Origin of the sequence: Chryseobacterium aurantiacum (assembly GCF_003020585.1) — a bacterium.
GTDB classification, from domain to species: Bacteria; Bacteroidota; Bacteroidia; order Flavobacteriales; family Weeksellaceae; genus Chryseobacterium; species Chryseobacterium aurantiacum.
The window spans coordinates 179,732-197,357 of sequence record NZ_PXUE01000003.1; the positions used below are offsets into that span (position 1 = coordinate 179,732).

Genomic DNA, 17,626 nt, shown 5'->3' on the forward strand with positions numbered 1-17,626 from the left:
TATAATTTACAAAAATACTTCTTTAAAATTAAATGGCAACAATTATTAATTTGGAATCTTGAACCACCATCTCTTCCAAACAATTTTCAAGCCACGAATAGCCGTAATCTGAAAAGAATACACTAAAGTTGTAGACTCTTTCCTGCCAGGTTTTAGATGGGTGTACGTCTAAAAATAAATTTTCGAGTCTTTCCAGCAATTCGTTCTGTTTTATTTTTTCGGCATGAAGCAGACGTTTTTTCATTCTTTTAAAAGATTTCAATTGTCTTACTTCTTCTGCTTTCACCATATTTCCAAAGGATTTTTCAGTGGATTCTGCAGATGTTTTCAGCTGAGCAAAATTGTTGATTAAAAGTTCTTCTTTTTCTTCCAGTAATTTTAAAATAGGATTATTATTTAAAATTTTATGATTGGTAATTACTGTAAAGTTTTGGAAAAAATCTTCAATTTTGAGATCCAGTTTCTCAATTTTTCCTAATGTTTTCTCTTTCAGGAAAAGCATGGAGTTTCTCGGAATCAGGATTGGAAAGGGAATGTTAATTTTTGAAAAGTAATCTTTCAGTTCCAGCCAATACATAATTTCTGCATTTCCTCCAATATAGGCTAGGTTGGGTAATACTTTTTCCTGGTATACCGGACGCATTAAGGCATTGGGGCTGAATCTTTCGGGATGATTTTCCAGCTCTGCAATAATTTCTTCTTTTGTAAACTGAATATTGGTGTCTACAACAATATATTTCTGGCCGTTAAAATCTATTCTGTCTCTTGTTTCGGAAAGATAAAAAAGATTGATATCCCTGGGATTTACCTGAACTTTCCCGTATTTTTCTGTCAGGAAATCTACTTTATCTTTAGATGTTTTTTGAAGTTCAAAGCCAAGCAGTTCATCTTTAAAAACATCTTTAATCTGTTCTTTAAGTTCTCTTGAATCTCCATCCACGATCAAAAGTCCAAATTCAGAAAAAAGACGGTTAACCAATATTTTAATGGCTTGCGTCAAAGTATTTCCAGCTTTATAGGCTTCTTTCAGCATTAAGATCAATTCAGTACCAAACACAGAATCCTTAAATTCTTTTTCAAATTCTGAAATAAAATACGTGTCATTAATTTTAATTCTACCTACAGGACCACCGGAGAGCTCGTTAGTTTCGTAATAATTATTTTCGGTCTTGAAGTGGTTGATCTCCACAAAATCATGATCCTCGGATGCCATCCAATAAACCGGCACAAAGTTGAAGTCCGGAAAATTTTCTTTCAGATAGACACATGTTTTAATAGTCTGCAAAATTTTGTAGACAAAGAAAACAGGTCCGGAAAAAAGATTCAGCTGGTGCCCTGTTGTGATCGTAAATGTGTTGGGTAACTTTAGATTTTCAAGATTTTCTTTCTGTTTTGAAGAAAGGGTAAGCTCCGACAATTGTTTTTCAAATACATCGGCTAAAACATCCCTTTGTTCTGATGAAAAGGAATCTTTTTTCACATGGATTTGTTGACTAAAGTGATCTAAAGAGAATGTATTGTTTTCAAAACCCTCAATTTTTTGATTCAAAAAATCTTTCACCAATTGAGGTATGCTTTCTATATCGTTAAATGATATTTTATTAATTGTTTTCAACTTGTATAATTTTTAGTTGAACATATACCACACAATCCCAATATTCAATCTAAAATCATACACCGGATAATGTGGGAATGCATATGCCTTGTTATTAGAAATAAAGGTTCCTATTTGCTGACCTTCTATGAAAAAGAACATCTTTTTAACTTTCATATTGATATACAGATCAACAATGGGCTGCCCTCCGATTGAGAACGAATCTGCATTGGGAAGAATATATTCATTAAGGATTGGCGAATAATCTCTTGAAGCAAATTTAGAGAAATAATACACCTTAAGTCCTGCCTGAATTTCTGCTGCCTTTTTGAATGCCTGTGTTTGGTAGAAGAAATTGGCTCTCCCAATAAAACTAGGCATTGGTAACAAATTTTTATTAGTCATTACATTTTGGAAATGTAATCTTGTATTCAAATGAAATTTACCATAACTGAATGTTGCGTCTCCACCAATTTGAGAGATATTCACTGAGCTTTCACTTTGTTTTGGTGTAGCTCCAAATCCAGGTTTAACATCGTTATCAAGATACGTATAATTATCAATTCTGAAATAGTTGGCAAAAATTTGTGTTTTGAACCACTTCAGGTTGACGCTCCCTCCAATTTCCATTACAGATTGATTCTTCGCGTTTTCAAGATAGTAGTTGAAATTATTATAAACTGAAGTATTTAATAAGTAGTTGAATGATGGATAAGCACTCTGGAAATTCACTTTTGCATTAACAAAGTAATCTTTTATAGGTTCAAACTTCAGGTTGTTTGTTGTTTTAAGGAAGCTCTTAAACTGGCTTCCGTTGGAAAACTCTAAAAATGAATTCAATTGAACTTTATCCCATAGTTTTACCTGTAGGTTTCCTACAGCTCCAATTCTGTTCTCCTTAAGCTCTTCAGGAAAAGGAACGCCATTAAAGGAAACGAGATCTCTTATTCCAAGTTTAATTGTCTGATAACGAACTCCGGCATCTAGTTTGAATTTTTCATTGTTAAAAACCAGACTTACTGTATTGCTGAAGTTACTGGAGTATTTTTTTGTAGTCAATGGAAAACCGTTGACTAATTCTGTAGGCTGGTCATACCAATAAGTTTCCAATGCTCCCTGATTATAATAGTACTTATTTCCCTGGTGAGACATTGTATGTCTAATGCTGAAAGGAAATTTTTCTGAATTAAATGGAGTAAACTGATGGCTAAGATAGTACCTTCTATAAGCATATTGTGAACTACTAGACGCTAAATTTACTTGTGCGTTTTGTCTGTTTTTATAGTCACTAGCTCCCTCTTGAAAAAGATTATCTTCAGTAATACCACCACTTTCCTGGTTGTTTACGTTTTGATGAAGATAGTGAGCGAAAAGTTCATAGTTACCACTTTTAGAGGTGTAGTGCCCAGAGAATAAGGTATTGTTATTCGCTGATAATGAATTTCTATATAACCCTTGTGAACGAAGTCCCATATATTCAAGGGCAAAGTTGAATCTTTTTCCAATATTCTGGGTGTAAGTAGATTGTAAAGCTGCTCCGTTTCTCATGGCATTATGATAGATAAATGTTGCAGTGGGTGTTTTTACATCATAGTACTTCACATCATTAGCTCCAAGAATCATATAAGATTTATTGGATGGCAGCAAGGAAAGGTTTTGTTCGGCATTTACTTCGAATACCAATGGATTGAATCCTGCCCCGATATTAGCGGGCTGTACTCTTCCAAAGTTATCGGCATTATTGTATTGTGAAAAAATAAGGGTTTTATCAAAAGTCATTACCGTATCAAAGATTTTCTTTTCTGAAAACTGGGTTTGAAATTGATAGTCGTTGATGGTAGGTTTAAAGATCTTTAGGGAATCTTTTTTACCTGAATCTATGACCAAAGTATCCTCTGGTTTAGACTTATTTGTATCTGTTGTATTTACAACTTGTGCCTTTACAGCAAAGCTAAAGAGAGTGATTATGAAAAGTATATACTTCATTATTCATTATTGTACAGCAAAAATAAGAAATAATAGTAAATAAAATAGGCTGTCTCGAAAGTGAGACAGCCTATTTAGTATTATGAATATTAAACTAACCGATTAAGGGTTTTGAACCATATTTGGATTAGCTAACATTTCTGCTTGAGGAATCTGATATTTGAATCTTGGATCTCCAGCAGGAATATCTATTTTACCTGATAGAAGAACGTGGTTACTATCTGGATAGTTTCTTACTAAAGATACATTTAATCTCTTCATATCTGTCCAAGCACATCCTTCACCCCATAACTCAATTCTTTTCTGTAAAATAATTTCGTTAATTAGTGCAGTTCCTGATGCTGTTACAGTATATGCTGGGTTTCTCAATACAGTAATTTCTGCTAGAAGAGCTTTTGCTCCTGCCTCATTTCCTGTTCTAGCCAAAGCTTCTGCTTCAATATAATACATCTCAGATGCTCTCATGTAGATATAATCTCCACCATTACCTACTGACATATCTCTAAATTTAAGATTTGCATACTTCGGTAAGCTTACACCATCTACACCATCATATGGAGCTGCGTTGTTAGAAGCTTGGTAAGCTTTCTTTCTATAGTCAGTGTCTGGAATTGCATCATATAATCTTTTATCAATAGACTTAATAAAAGCTAACCCTCCTGCATAACCACTTGGATCTGTATTGTCAAAATGTGCAAAATAACTAGCCACAAAAGAAGTTGTTGCTTCAGATATAATACCTCCCCACATTACATCAGGGACTTTGTTTAAGTCATAGAAACCATCAAGCCATTGAGCTTCTGTTGGCTGAGTAAAAGACTGTCTTGCTTTGTTAGCCATTTCAGCAGCCTTAGCATAGTCTCCCATTTCCAAAGCAACTTCTGCTAAAAATGCTTGAGCAACACTTTTATCAACTTTTTCTTTATTAACTCTTGTAAAGCCATCTAAATTACTGATCCCTTTATTCAAATCATTTACAATCTGCGAATAAGTATCACCAACTGTAGAACGAGCTTTCCCTTCAAGGGTAACAGCAGTATATACAGGAATAGCAAGTTCTGAAGTATGACCAACATATGTAGGTCCAAAAATACGAGCTAACATAAAATGCATATATCCTCTTAGGGCTAATGCCTGGCCATACATAGCCTTAGTTTCAGGCTTTACTCCACCCTTTTCAATAGCAGCAATAACGTTATTAACAGCTTTTATTTGCTGATAATAAGTTTTCCAGATCATAATAGGTCTAACACTGGTTTGTATTCTTCCTTGATAGTTATAAAAACTACCAAACCAGCTACCCTTTGTCTGTACCATATCATTGGTCATCATGTCCATCCCAGCCAAAACAGCTTTGTGTCCAAAATCTTCATGGTTCTGTCCATCTACTAGACCAAATGTATGAAGACTGGTATAAACTCCATCAAGTAACCCTTGTAGGGCTAGAGGAGATGTAGCTAATTGATCTTCATTAATCGTCGACTTCAAATCCGTATCAAGATAGTCTTGACTACATCCTGTAAGTATTAAAGTGGAACAAAATAATATTCCGAATATTTTTTTCATTTTAATTAAAATTTAACTGTTAAACCTAAAGATATTGATCTTTGTGCACCATATTTGTTGGTTGCTTGTCCATTTGTACCCAAAGAATTCCCAACAGAATTCAAACGTGGGTCCAATCCTTGTCTTTTTGACCAAAGTGCTAAGTTAGTAGCAAATACCCCAAAAGTAACTCCAGAGATTCCTTCTGGTAATAGAGTTTTACTGAAATCATAGGTAACTGAAACATCTTCAAGACTTATATAATCTGACTTAATTAAGAATAAATCTGAAGTTTGCATGTTGTTAGGTCTTACTCTGTCAACTGCAGGTAGAGCAGCATTCGTATTGGTAGGAGTCCAAGTATTATAAATATCCTTGTGGAAGTTTGTAATATCTCCGGAATCTCTTGATCTAAGCATGCCTGCATAGGTACCATCATACATATATCCTCCAAACTGATAAGCAAAGTTCATGGAAAGGTTAATTCCCTTGTAACCGAATCTAGTACCAAATCCTCCATAATATTTAGGGTTAGCACTCTTATCTAAAGAATATAAAGTTGCATCTGTATATACTTCTGTTGTAGTTTGTCCAGTAACATTACCACTTGCATCTTTAATATCTTTATACCAAATCGCATTACCATTACTAGCATTTACTCCTGCAAACTTTCTCATGTTGAAAGTATATGCTTCTTTACCTTCTTCAAATTTGAAGATTTCTGATGTAAATGAATTTGGTAAATAAGTAACCTTATTTTTATAGTATGTACCGTTTCCGTAAACAGTCCAGTTAAAATTCTCTCCTTTAATGATATCTGCAGAGATATTCAATTCAAATCCTGTATTCTGCATATTACCAATATTTCTGGTAATAAACGAAGTTCCTGTAGATGAAGCCAATGGGAAGTTAAATAATAAATCATTTACCTTTCTTTGGAAATATTCTGCATCAATAGTAATTCTATTGAATAATTCTAATTCAAAACCTGTATTTAAGTTTTTAGAAGTTTCCCATTTGATATCTGGATTTCCTTCGTAAACCTGTACGATAGAAACATCTCCATTTGCATCAGGAATATTCTCCCACTGAGATTGATAAGCCTTGTAGTTTCTTGCCCATCCAAAGTAACTTCTGTGGTTCATGCTTACAGAATCAGGATAGTATAAAGCATCATTTCCTTGCTCACCGTAACTTCCTTTAAGCTTTAAGCTTGTAACAATTTTATTTCCTTTTAAGAAGTCTTCGTTAGAAACCATCCAAGCACCTCCAAGTCCGAAGAAGTTACCCCATCTGCTATCCGGGCTGAAAACAGAAGATGCATCTCTTCTATAACTTGCGTTCACAAAATATTTATTTGCGTAACCATAGTTAATTCTAGATAGATATCCTTCTGTTGTATATATATCATTATAACCATTCAAATCAACAAATCTAGATCCGTTACTTACATTTGTTCCACCAGGGATTACAATGTTTGTTCTGGTTCCAGATAGCATTCTCGAAGTAAAGTCATTATTTTCATGACCTATTAGGATGTCAATATTATGCTGTCCAAAGTTCTTTTTCCAAGATAATAACTGTTGATTATTGATCGTTTGATCAGTTGAAGTTGCAGTTCTTACCTGACCATTTGTTTTACCATAATAGTCACCACCTATGTTATTTCCATATGAGCTATAGTTACCATTTACGATATCCATACCGAAGTTATAGGTAAAATTGAACCCTTCAAAGAAATCCCAAGATAAGCTAGCTCTACCACTTACGTTATCTTCAAGATTTCTAACTTGATCTAAATCAGCCTTAGCATATGTATTCAAACCACCTCCGTAAGGTCTAGCTAATCCCATTCCATTAGGATTCCCCATGCTTCCGAAGTCATACATTCTACCATAAGAAGCATATTTCAAGCTTCCATCAGCGTTTCTAGCCCAAATAGGATAAATAGGAGCGATATTTCTTCCCCATCCAATTAAGTTAGAGTAAGTAGCATTTCCTGTTAAAGAGTTTGGAGCTCCTTGGTCAGTTCTTGTATAGTTTATACTAGTACTTAATTTTAATTTATCTGTAATTTGATAATCAACCTTTGAACGTCCAGAGAATCTTTTAAATCCTGAATTCAATAAGAATCCCTGATCATTTAAATATCCTAATGAGAAGTAAGTATTAAGTTTATCTGATCCTGCCTGAAGGCTAACATTATATTCCTGTCTAACACTTGGTTTAAACATTTCCTTATTCCAGTCATCATGATATAAAAGCTTAGCATTTGGGTTTAGCTTTCCTGTTAAAGGATCTATTAATTGATTATCTGGTACATTATAATTGTTATAAGCCAATCCATCAGGACCTGTGATTAAGTTAGCAGCTGCATCAGCAGAAGCATCAGCATAATTCATACCTGCGAAAACATTGCTTACTCTTAGTCTTTCGAAATATACTTGATAAAATTCTCCCGGGTCTGTAATTAGATCATACTCTTTTACTGCTCTCGAGTTAACCCCGAATTTAGTATCAAAAGTAATGTTCATTTTTCCTTTCTTTCCTTTCTTAGTTGTAATCATTACAACCCCGTTTGCTCCTCTACTTCCGTATAGCGCGTTAGCAGATGCATCTTTTAGGAAAGTAATACTTTCAATATCATTATTATTCAATGCATTGATATTCCCTCCAAAAGGCATCCCATCTACTACATATAGAGGGTTGTTAGAAGAGGACAGTGATCCTAGACCTCTAAATCTTACTTGCGGAGGATCTCCAGGCTGTCCTGAGTTCGTCGTAATCTGCACCCCTCCTACTTTACCAGATAGTGATGTAATTACGTTACTTGTTTGAGCATTAGCTAATTCTTTTGCATCAATTTTCGCAACAGATCCAGCAATAGATTGTTTCTTCTGAGATCCGAAAGCAACAACGACAACTTCATCAAGTTCCTTTGTCTGTTGAGGAATTGTATCATTAGTTTTTTTTTGTGCCAGCAAAGCTTGTCCTCCCATAAAGAACAAAACTCCTGCAGATAACACACGTAGTTTAACATTCATATTAACAAATTTTAATATATTTTAGAGGCAAATATGTTAATAAATATTAACACTAGCAAATTTTTAACTTACATAAAACAATAAATTTTTAACAACAAACGTCAATTACAGCTTAAATTATAAATATATCACAATTTTTAAAGGATTAAACAGCTTAAAATTCAAATGAAGACTAAAAACAAACGCTTTAAATAACTAATCCACAAATTAATATTATTTTATTTATAACGATTCTAAACTGAAGTATTGGAAAAAAATTAGCTTTTTAGGTCATATTCCCATATAAAAAGGAAAAAAAACAAGCATTTAATGCACAATCTCAACGAATTACCCTAAATGATTAAACATCATTTCCCAAAAACAAGAAGATGAGCATTCCAGAATTTTAAATAAAGGCATAAGATCCATGCACTTCCCCATCAAGAGAGAAAAAACTATAAAACGAAAAAAAATAACCAATACAACAAATAACATTAACAAATTACTTAACCTCTAGATATAGACATAAAAAAAGTGTCATCTCATGAGATGACACTTTTATCTATTATATTAAAATATTATTTAAGCTTTTTCTTAACAGCTACTTCTTCGTAAACTTCAAGAATATCTCCTACTTCAATATCGTTGTACCCTTTCAGATTCAGACCACATTCGTAACCTTTAGTTACTTCTTTTACATCATCCTTGAAACGCTTCAAGCTTTCAAGCTCTCCGTCAAACTTCACGATACCATCTCTTAATACTCTTACTTTAGAGTTTCTAGCTACTTTTCCTGAAAGAACCATACATCCTGCAATTGTTCCGACTTTAGAGATTTTAAACACCTCTCTGATCTCAACATTACCAATTACCTGTTCTTTAATTTCAGGAGAAAGCATTCCCTCCATAGCTTCTTTCACTTCTTCGATAGCAGCATAGATTACAGAATAGTTTCTGATCTCAATTTCTTCTCTATCAGCAAGGTCTTTAGCATTAGCACCAGCTCTTACATTAAATCCGATAATAATTGCATCTGAAGCGGCAGCTAAGTTAACATCAGATTCAGTAATCTGGCCTACTCCTTTATGAAGAATGTTTACATTAATCTCTGCAGTAGACAATCTTTGTAACTGATCAGACAATGCTTCAACAGAACCATCCACGTCACCTTTCAAGATAATATTCAATTCTTTGAAATCACCTAGAGCAATTCTTCTACCAAGTTCTTCAAGCGTAGTATGCTTCTTAGTTCTGATTGAAAGTTCTCTCTGAAGTTGTTCTCTCTTATTAGCAATAGTTTTACCTTCACTTTCATCTTCATATACTTTAAACTTATCACCAGCTGTAGGCGCTCCGTCTAGTCCTAATATAGTTACAGGGATAGATGGACCAGCCTCTGTAAGGTTTCTTCCTCTTTCATCAAGCATCGCTTTCACCTTACCATGGTTTTTACCGGCAACCACATAGTCTCCTACTTTTAGAGTACCTGTTTGCACCAACATAGTTGCAACATATCCTCTTCCTTTATCTAGGGAAGCTTCAATAACAACTCCTTGAGCATTTCTATTAGGATTCGCTTTTAAGTCAAGCATTTCTGCCTGAAGTAAAACTTTTTCCAATAGAACATCCATATTGTTACCGAATTTTGCAGAGATCTCCTGTGCCTGAACATTTCCACCCCATTCTTCTACAAGAATATTCATTCCTGAAAGTTGTTGACGAATATTATCAGGGTTTGCACTTGGTCTATCTACTTTATTCAATGCAATAATCATTGGTACACCAGCAGCCTGTGCGTGGGAGATTGCTTCTCTCGTTTGTGGCATTACATCATCATCGGCAGCAATCACAATAATTGCGATATCCGTGATCTGAGCACCTCTGGCTCTCATTGCTGTAAAGGCTTCGTGACCCGGAGTATCTAAGAATGTAATTCTCTGTCCGTTTTCAAGCTTCACATTATAAGCACCAATATGCTGTGTAATTCCTCCAGATTCACCTGCAATTACGTTGGTTTTTCTAATGTAGTCAAGTAATGAAGTTTTACCGTGGTCTACGTGACCCATTACGGTTACAATTGGAGCTCTTGATACAAGATCCTCTTCATTGTCTACTTCTTCTTCACTATCGCTTTCTTCAAGATCAGCATCGGAGAATTCAATTTTATAACCAAATTCATCTGCTACTAATAATAAGGTATCAGCTTCTAATCTCTGGTTCATGGTAACCATTACCCCAAGTGAGAAACATGCAGAAATTACTTCTGTTGGAGAAACGTTCATTAAGCTCGCCAATTCCCCTACAGTAATAAATTCTGTTACCTTTAGAGTTCTATCTTGTGCTTCAAGCTCTTGCTGACGCTCATCTTGTTCTCTACGGTATGTTCTCTTATCTTTTCTGTGTTTTGCAGATTTAGATTTACCTCCTTTATTGGTAAGTTTTTCAAGGGTCTCCTTGATCTGGTTTTTAACTTGTTCGTCAGTTAATTCAACTGGCATAACTCTTTGACCAGGTCTGTTATTCTGACCACCTTTCTTAAACCCACCACCTTGACCACCTGGACGGTTTTGGTTATTGTTTCCGAAACGGTTTCCACCTTGACCTCCCTGACCTTGCGGACGGTTTCCTTGGCCACCTTGACCCTGAGGACGGTTTCCTTGACCACCTTGACCACCATTGTTGTGTGGACGGTTACCACCTTGACCACCTCCTTGGTTGTTATTTCCGGAGTTTTGATTATTACCTTGGCCTTGTTGGTTATTATTCTGGCCTCCAGGTTTTTCAATTCTTTTTCTTTTCTTTTTTGCCCCAGAACCTGGTTTTGGTGCAAACTGAGTTAAGTCAATCTTTTCTCCGACAATCTTAGGACCGTCAAGTTTTTGATAAACTGTCTCGATTTTCTGAGGTTCCTGAGATTCTGGTTCAGCTTCCACTTTTGGAGCTTCTACTTTTTTCTCTTCAGTAACGACAGGTTTGGGAGTTTCTTTCACTGGTTCCACAGATTTTATTTCTTCTTTTTTCTCCTCTACTTTTGGTTTGTCTTTTTTCACAGGTCTATTTCTAGACTCTATTTGAGACAAATCAATTTTATCTAAAACTTTAAATTCCTGCTTTTCAGGAGCTGCCTTCACTTCCGGTTCTTCTTTCACTATTTCTTCTTTCTTTTCTTCAACCGGTTTAGCTACAGGAGCCTCAGGAGCTGCAGGAGCCTCTTCAACTTCGGGCTTGCTAGGTTCTAGATCTATCTTACCTAAAATTTTAGTTTCTGGTTTGTTTGCTTTAGCTCTTATCACTTCAGGGGTTTTCTTTTCTTCAATTTCCAGTTTTTCTTCCGGAACTTTAGTGATCACCACCTCATGGGAAGCCTTTCGTTGTTCGCCATCTTTAGCAAACTCAGCTTCCAATGCAGAATATGCCGATTCTTCCAATTGAGCGTTAGGATTGCTTTCAACCACGAAACCTCTAGACTGTAAAAACTCTACTAATCTGGACATCGAAATGTTGAATTCCTTAACCGCTTTATTTAATCTAATTTTTGGCATCTATATTATTTACTGTTTTTTAATTTTTAAAATTAAAGTATTTCCTTTTTACTGTTTATTAAGATTTATTTTACATCTTAATCTTCAAATTCTTCTCTCAGAATACGTTTAACATCCTCGATAGTTTCTTCTTCAAGGTCAACCATATTTAGAAGACTTTCAGTTTCTTTATCCAATACTGATTTTGCAGTTGTAAGTCCTACTTTCTTAAACTCATCCAAAATCCACTGCTCGATATCGTCATTAAATTCTCTCAATTCAACATCGTCATCCTCGCTGGACTCTCTGTATACATCAATTTCATATCCTGACAACCAAGAAGCCAGTCTAATATTCTGTCCTTGTTTTCCAATTACTTTAGAAATCTCTTCAACAGGAGTATATACTAATGCATAGTTTTGCTCCTCATTGATATCAATTTTATTGATGGTAACATTTCCTAAAGCTCTCTTCACCAAAATTTCAGGGTTTTTAGACCACTGAATAACATCGATGTTTTCATTTCTCAACTCTCTTACAACCCCATGAATTCTGGATCCTTTCACTCCTACACAAGCTCCTACAGGATCAATTCTGTCATCATAAGCATCTACTGCAATCTTCGCCTTTTCTCCAGGAATTCTTACTACCTTTTTCAAGATAATAGTTCCGTCCTGAATTTCAGGAATCTCCAGCTCTAATAACTTCTCAAGGAACTTAGGTGCAGTTCTGGAAATAATAATCTGTGGTTTTGAACCTTTAAAGTCTACTGTCTCAACAATAGCTCTGATATTCTCACCCTTTTTAAAGAAATCGGATGGGATCTGGTTTTCTTTCGGTAAAATAAATTCGTTTCCTTCATCATCCAACAAGATCACATGCTTGTGACGGATATGGTGGATTTCTCCTACTACAATTTCACCAATTTTATCTCTAAATTGTTCATACAGCATTGCATTGTTATGTTCCTGAAGTTTTGTAGCCAAGATCTGCTTCAGAGTAAGAATATTTCTTCTTCCTAACTGAGCAACAGGAATTTCCATCGTAAAGTCTTCTCCTACTTCAAATGTAGGATCAATTTTCTTTGCTTCAGAAATTTCAATTTCCAGGTCATCGTCTTCAGACATTTCGTCTTCAACAATAGTTTTATTTAAAAATATCTGAAAATCTCCTTTATCCGGGTTTACAATCACGTCAAAGTGGTCATCTGAATCAAATCTTTTTCTCAAAAGTGTCTTCAGTGAATCCTCAATAATTGCCATAAGATCAATCTTACTGATCCCCTTTTCGTCTTTAAAATCACCAAAGGATTCAATCAACGCTATATTATCCATCTATTCTTTTTTCTTTTTAAAATTTAATTACTACTAATGCTTTTTTGATCTCAGAGTAAGGAATTTCTTTTTCCTCCTCCACATCTACCTTTCCTTTTCCGATATCTTTCGGTTTGCGGTAACGTAAAACAAGTGTGATCTTTTCTTCATCTGCCTTTGACAGCTCTCCTTCAATTTTAGAAGCATCTTCCAGCATCACTTCAATCTCTCTTCCTAAATTTTTTCTAAACTGTCTTGGAGTAGACAATGGCTCACTTAATCCTGCAGACATTACCTGAAGGCTAAAGTCATGTTCTTCACGATCCATATTGAATTCTACTGCGCGGCTTGCATCAAGGCAATCCTGCAATGAAACACCGTTGTCACCATCTAAAATCACTGTAATGTCATCCCCTGTAGAGAACTTAAGATCAATAAGAAAGAGATCTTCTCTGGTCTCAAGGAATTCATTTAATAATTCTTCAATTCTTTTTCTAAACTCCATAAATTTTTATCTTGATTTACAGTACGAAAAAAGGCTTTCTTCCGAAGCCTTCCCATTTTTTCCGTAAATCCAATGCAAATATACGTCTTTTTTCTAAAAATGCAAAATTATCTTATTATCAAGTAAATAGCGCACATTTCATTTACCATAAATTAAAAGAGCAAGTGAAAGTATTTTTATTATTTTTGTCTTTGAATTTAAAAAAACAAACATTTTGAATATAACGATTGTAGGAACAGGTTATGTAGGGTTAGTTACAGGAACTACACTGGCAGAACTTGGCAATTCAGTATACTGTGTTGATATTGATGAAAAAAAGGTAGAAGGTATGAAAAACGGCGTTGTTCCCATCTATGAGCCGAACCTTGAAGAGATGTTCCTTAGAAACATCCAATCTGAAAGACTATTCTTCACTACCAATCTTAAAGAAGCCCTGGACAAGAGTGAGGTTATCTATTTAGCCCTGCCCACCCCTCCCGGAGAGGACGGATCTGCAGATTTATCTTATGTGCTTAAGGTTTCCGGTGATATAGGTGAAATGATGACAGAATACAAGGTTATTGTTAACAAAAGCACCGTACCTGTAGGAACCGCAGACAGGGTAAGAGAAACTATATCTTCTAAAACCGACATCCCTTTTGATGTGGTTTCAAATCCTGAGTTTTTAAGAGAAGGTTTTGCCGTTGAAGATTCTATGAACCCATCAAGAGTAGTTGTGGGAGCGAGTTCTGAAAAGGCAAAAGACATCATGGCTAAAATTTATCAGCCATTTACAAATATAGGAATCCCTATTATCTTTATGGATGAGAAATCATCCGAGCTTACAAAGTATGCTGCCAATTCATTCTTAGCTGTAAAAATTACCTTTATGAATGAAATTGCAAATTACTGTGAAAAGGTAGGAGCAGATGTAGACAAGGTAAGATTAGGGATGGGAAGTGATGACAGGATTGGCCATAGATTTCTGTTCCCTGGTATTGGATACGGCGGAAGCTGTTTCCCTAAGGATGTCAAGGCACTTATCAAGTCCGGAAAACAGGAAGATTTTAATTTCCAGATCCTTGAAGCTACAGAAAATGTAAATACTGCACAGAAAGTAATTCTTGTTGCAGAAATTGAAAAATACTTCGGAGGAAATATTAAAGGAAAGAAGATTGCCATGTGGGGACTTGCATTCAAAGCCAATACAGATGACATCAGAGAGGCTTCTTCTTTAGATAATATTGCCCTCTTATTAGAAAAAGGCGCAGAAATTGTAGCATATGATGCTGTTGCAGAAAATAATGTAAAAAAACTTCTTGGTGATAAGATCCAATATGCTAAAGGCATGTATGATGCACTGGAAGATGCAGACGCTTTATTTATATCTACAGAATGGCCTGAGTTTAAAAATCCTAATTTTGAACTCATCGCTAAGAAGATGAAAAACAAAGTAATTTTTGATGGAAGAAATATGTATCCGCTAGAAATCCCGGAACAAAATGGATTTTATTATAAGAGTATAGGTAGAAAAACGATTTCCTAAATTATGCCAATTGTAAAAGATTTCAAGTTTTGGCTTATTGCTAGCTTGGGACTGATTTATTTTAGTTTAATATATTATTCCAAATGGGTTTCCTCAGATGGACTTTCAGTTACATACCAATCTTACAATGTTTTGAATGGATTAGGATTAGTCTGGAATTTAGGAGAAAGAACATATGTTTCAACATCTCCTCTTTTTACCATTACCTCTATTCCCCTCACCTACATTTTTGATTTATTATTCAAGGTATTTCACATCTCAGACAATAAAATATTCAACATTCCCATTATTATTAATATGATATTCTCAATAACATCAATTACAATGATATTGAGATATTTATATTTAAAAACCACAACAATTAAGCCTGAGCAAATCATTATATTGCTATTTAGTTTTGGTTTATTATTAGCTTCAAAATTTTATATTGATTTTAGTACCAGCGGCCTAGAAAATTCATTGTCATATTCGGTTATAGCATGGTTTACGATACTAAGCATGAATGAGGAGAACCCAAAATCAGTTTTCCTGATTCCTATTGTTGTTGCTTTAGTTTTCCTCACCCGATATGATTTTTTTCTAATAGTTTGTCCCACAATACTCTATTATTTCTACAAGCATAAGTTCACAAAAGGATTTATGACAATGTGCATTATAATATTGAGCTGGCTTATATTTTCTTTTTTTTATTTTGGGAGTATATTTCCTAATAGCTTTTATCTTAAAACCAATAATTTCAATCTTTATCAATCTCTATTCTATTATAAGGAAAACATATTCGAAAGTAAACCTATGTTTCTGCTAATAGCCTTGGGGTTATACAGTTCATATTTTACTAATAAAAAAATATTTCTTGGGATGATCTTCTATCTGGTTTATATATTTCTGGTACGTGATTATATGTTTGGAAGACTGTTTACTATTTTAGTACCTATTTCCATCATCTCAATTATAGAGTTTACCTCAAAAAAAGAAATCCGGGTTTATAGAAAAAATTTCATCAAAGTATCTGCACTTTCATTAGTCTTATTTGCCATTGTATTTTTCTTTCCTCCGGTAGTAAAGCTATATGCGGATAACTATGTAAAAGGACGTTTCATTTTAACGAACGAAAGAGAATATTATACAAAAAGGTTTTCAAACATCAACTTCATCTATAATAAACCGGTAAAAGATATAACATCCATTAGTGAAAACGTACAAATGCTTCATACACCATTGCTGCCCGAAAGTGGAAATACTTACTTCATAGATCCTGTTGGTTTGGCCAGCCCTTTTATAACGTATTATATAAAGAATTATGGAAGCAAAGGAGAAAGACCCGGGCATTATTTTGTAAATATTGATCGTTTAAAACAAATAGGACTTTTTGAATCCGTACTTTTGAATAAAAATGTATTACGGGACAAAGATGCTGCGGAGCTATATGATGATGTTAATATCGTTTCGAAAGGAAATATTTTTAGTTTAGAAAGGCTAAAAACAATTATTAAATTACACACTCACAATTATAAAAGTACAAAAAATGAATAATGTAATCATTACAGGGGGAGCCGGATTTATTGGATCTCATGTTGTAAGAGAATTTGTAAAAAACAATCCGGACATGACAATCATCAACCTTGATGCATTAACCTACGCCGGAAATCTTGAAAACCTAAAGGACATTGAAAATGAACCTAATTATGTTTTCGAAAAAGCTGACATTACAAAACCTGAGGAACTAAGAAAGGTTTTTGAAAAATATAACCCGGACGCTGTTATTCATTTGGCAGCAGAAAGCCATGTGGACAGAAGCATTACAGATCCAATGGCTTTTATCAATACCAATGTAAACGGAACAGCCAATCTTCTTAATCTATGTAAGGAATTTTGGACATTAAACCCTGACCATACCCATGGAAGATTTCCTGATGAGAAAAGGACAAACCTATTCTATCATGTTTCCACAGATGAAGTGTATGGAAGCCTGGGAGAAACTGGATTCTTCCTTGAGACAACTTCCTATGATCCACAATCACCATATTCTGCATCAAAAGCTGCTTCTGACCATTTAGTAAGAGCATATGGAAATACCTACGGGATGCCATTCATTGTTTCAAACTGTTCAAACAACTATGGCCCCAATCACTTTCCGGAAAAGTTAATTCCACTTTGTATTTCAAATATTATCAACGAAAGACCTTTACCAATCTATGGTGACGGGAAATATACAAGAGACTGGTTATTTGTAATTGATCACGCGAGAGCTATTCACCAAATTTTCAATGATGCAAAAACTGGTGAGACCTATAATATCGGAGGATTCAATGAGTGGCAGAATATTGACTTGGTAAAAGAACTTATCAAGCAAATGGATGCTAAATTGGGTAAACCTGAAGGACATTCTGAAAAGCTAATCACTTTTGTAAAGGATAGACCAGGTCATGACAAGCGTTACGCTATTGACGCCACTAAGCTAAATAAAGATTTAGGATGGAAACCATCGGTAACCTTTGAAGAAGGATTAGGAAAAACAATCGATTGGTATCTTGAAAACAAAGAATGGTTAGAAAATGTAACCAGTGGAGATTATCAGAAGTATTACGAAAACCAATACAACTAAAATAAAATA

The 17,626-nt window shown here is 34.7% G+C and carries 10 protein-coding genes; 3 read left to right on the top strand and 7 right to left on the bottom strand.

Translation table 11 applies throughout. The annotated features are described in order from the left end of the window. Positions 1 to 28 precede the first annotated feature (28 nt). From bshC to rimP, 7 genes are all read right to left on the bottom strand, one after another. Positions 29 to 1,615 (bottom strand): bacillithiol biosynthesis cysteine-adding enzyme BshC, encoded by a 1,587-nt coding sequence (bshC, locus tag C7D53_RS13020; protein ID WP_106916879.1) that lies wholly within the window; start codon positions 1,613 to 1,615, stop codon positions 29 to 31. Positions 1,616 to 1,627: 12 nt separating this feature from the next. After that, entirely contained in the window at positions 1,628 to 3,580 is a 1,953-nt protein-coding gene (locus C7D53_RS13025) for a putative porin (RefSeq protein WP_106916880.1), read from the bottom strand. Positions 3,581 to 3,682: 102 nt separating this feature from the next. Next, positions 3,683 to 5,068, bottom strand: a complete 1,386-nt coding sequence (locus C7D53_RS13030) for a RagB/SusD family nutrient uptake outer membrane protein (RefSeq protein WP_228422334.1) — start codon at positions 5,066 to 5,068, stop codon at positions 3,683 to 3,685. A gap of 83 nt (positions 5,069 to 5,151) precedes the next feature. After that, positions 5,152 to 8,169 (bottom strand): SusC/RagA family TonB-linked outer membrane protein, encoded by a 3,018-nt coding sequence (locus C7D53_RS13035; protein WP_106916882.1) that lies wholly within the window; start codon positions 8,167 to 8,169, stop codon positions 5,152 to 5,154. Between the two features lie 557 nt (positions 8,170 to 8,726). Then, positions 8,727 to 11,690, bottom strand: coding sequence for a translation initiation factor IF-2 (infB, locus tag C7D53_RS13040; RefSeq protein WP_106916883.1), 2,964 nt, complete (start codon positions 11,688 to 11,690; stop codon positions 8,727 to 8,729). A 77-nt stretch (positions 11,691 to 11,767) separates the two neighbouring features. Then, positions 11,768 to 13,003 carry a transcription termination factor NusA gene (nusA, locus tag C7D53_RS13045; protein ID WP_106916884.1) on the bottom strand — a complete coding sequence of 412 codons (1,236 nt, stop codon included), beginning with the start codon at positions 13,001 to 13,003 and terminating at the stop codon, positions 11,768 to 11,770. A gap of 16 nt (positions 13,004 to 13,019) precedes the next feature. Continuing rightward, positions 13,020 to 13,487, bottom strand: a complete 468-nt coding sequence (gene rimP, locus C7D53_RS13050; RefSeq protein ID WP_106916885.1) for a ribosome assembly cofactor RimP — start codon at positions 13,485 to 13,487, stop codon at positions 13,020 to 13,022. Positions 13,488 to 13,701: 214 nt separating this feature from the next. On the opposite strand from rimP, the gene C7D53_RS13060 reads away from it, so the two are divergent. The 3 genes from C7D53_RS13060 to rfbB all read left to right on the top strand — a co-directional run bounded on the left by C7D53_RS13060 (position 13,702) and on the right by rfbB (position 17,617). Beyond that, on the top strand, positions 13,702 to 15,012 hold the full coding sequence (locus C7D53_RS13060; RefSeq protein ID WP_106916887.1) for a UDP-glucose dehydrogenase family protein: 1,311 nt from the start codon (positions 13,702 to 13,704) through the stop codon (positions 15,010 to 15,012). 858 nt (positions 15,013 to 15,870) lie between these two features. Beyond that, positions 15,871 to 16,545: a hypothetical protein gene (locus tag C7D53_RS20950; RefSeq protein WP_162926172.1), complete on the top strand. Its 675-nt coding sequence runs from the start codon at positions 15,871 to 15,873 to the stop codon at positions 16,543 to 16,545. After that, complete coding sequence (rfbB, locus tag C7D53_RS13070; protein ID WP_106916889.1) at positions 16,538 to 17,617, top strand: dTDP-glucose 4,6-dehydratase; 1,080 nt, start codon at positions 16,538 to 16,540, stop codon at positions 17,615 to 17,617. The genes C7D53_RS20950 and rfbB overlap by 8 nt, the downstream gene beginning before the upstream one ends. Positions 17,618 to 17,626: the final 9 nt, after the last annotated feature.